The organism is Micromonospora sp. NBS 11-29, assembly GCF_002140155.1.
Classification (GTDB): Bacteria; Actinomycetota; Actinomycetes; order Mycobacteriales; family Micromonosporaceae; genus Micromonospora.
The window spans coordinates 99,794-101,184 of sequence record NZ_NAPR01000002.1 but is presented as its reverse complement, the minus strand read 5'-3'; the positions used below and the strand labels follow the sequence as shown (position 1 = coordinate 101,184).

Below are 1,391 nucleotides of genomic sequence, written 5' to 3'. Positions count from 1 at the left end.
CGCGGGGCTGGTCCAGCGGAGGCTGGCCAGCCGGTCCTCGGTGGCCAGCCAGCCCACCTCGGCGACCGGGCCGGCGTCCGCGGTCCTCGGCAGCGTCCGCCGGTAGGCGATGGTGCCGAGCTTGGACACCTTCGTCGCCCCACGCGGCTGCACGTCGGCCGTGAACGTCGCCGCGTCGATCGAGGTGTCGGTGACGGCAAGCGTCAGTTCCGGCAGGACGGCCCCCTGGGCGCGGACCACGCAGGTGTGCGTGTCGCCCCGGTCGGTGGCCGCGGCCACGTCGAATGTCCCCCCGGTGTGCGCGGCGATCACCGCGAAGTCGAGCAGCCGGCACGCCCCACCGGAGGAGGCCGCGGTGACCTCGGCCGGTGGTGGCGGGGCCGCCGGCACGGCGACCCGAGGGGCGTCGTCGGCGCAGCCGGTGGCGAGCAGGACGGCCGAGGCGGCAAGCCAGGATCGGGCGCGCACGGGAAGACCTCCGCGGTCGGCGGCGGGTCCGGCCCGTCGCGGTTCCGTCGGACACCGTACGGGTCGCGCGGCGGGGACGAAAGTCCTCAGTCGTCCACGTACGGACAGTGGCGGCATCCTCGCCCGCAGCAGGTGCCGCGGCGGGCGAGGAAACCGGCGCTGAGCACGAACAGCCCGGTTCCCGGGTCGAGATAGCCGGCCTCCCCGGCGGCCAGGGCGGCGGCGTGCGCGGCCAGGATCCCCTCCCGCCCGGGGTGCGTCGGCGGCAGCCGCGACGGGTGCGGCTGGGTCAGCGGCCGGTCCGCCAGCTCGTCACTCACCGCCGAAGTGTAAGGAGGGGCCCCCGCTTAACGTTTTCCGCATAGGCGGGGGCCCCGCTTAACACCACCCGTCAGCCGTGCCGCCCGAACGCCTCGCTGATCGCCGCGCGGTCGCCGTCAGCGGCGAGCAGCAGCCGCAGCAGCACCTTCGCCTTGTACGGGTCGAGCAGCCCGCCGTCGATCAGCCCGCGTCGCCGCAGGTCCCGTTCCGAGCCGACCGCGCCGTAGGTGTCCCGCAGCACCGAGCCGGCACCGGTCCGCGACGTCAGCACCACCGGCATCCGCCGGGCCAGCGCGCCCAGCGCCGGAGCGAACGCGGGCGGAACGTGCCCCACCCCGAATCCGGCCACCACCAGCCCGTCCCGGCCGGCGACGAGCGCGTCGAGCAGCGACACGTCGTCGTCGAGCGTGACCGTGTGCAGCNGGGGGGAGCCGGTCACGGTCCACCGCCGGCAGCGGCGGGTACCGGGGCGGCCGGGTGAGCACCCGTACCCGCCCCTCGACCACGTGCCCGAGCGGCCCGGCGTTGGGCGAGGCGAAAGTCGCCGTACTCGTGCTGTGGGTCTTGCGGACGAACCGCGCGGCGTGGATCTCGTCGTTGAG

Annotated in this window: 3 protein-coding genes and 1 pseudogene; all 4 read right to left on the bottom strand. The window is 75.7% G+C overall.

Features of this window, described 5'->3' with window-relative positions; all coding sequences use genetic code 11:
* The coding region (locus B1205_RS00460) for a hypothetical protein (RefSeq protein WP_254909602.1) at window positions 1-468 on the bottom strand (468 nt) is incomplete at its 3' end.
* An 86-nt stretch (window positions 469-554) separates the two neighbouring features.
* Window positions 555-788: a DUF5522 domain-containing protein gene (locus B1205_RS00455; RefSeq protein ID WP_089153800.1), complete on the bottom strand. Its 234-nt coding sequence runs from the start codon at window positions 786-788 to the stop codon at window positions 555-557.
* A 71-nt stretch (window positions 789-859) separates the two neighbouring features.
* Complete coding sequence (locus tag B1205_RS30505; RefSeq protein WP_254909601.1) at window positions 860-1,228, bottom strand: hypothetical protein; 369 nt, start codon at window positions 1,226-1,228, stop codon at window positions 860-862.
* A 91-nt stretch (window positions 1,229-1,319) separates the two neighbouring features.
* Window positions 1,320-1,379: pseudogene (locus tag B1205_RS30500) on the bottom strand (hypothetical protein); the annotation flags it as partial.
* Window positions 1,380-1,391: the final 12 nt, after the last annotated feature.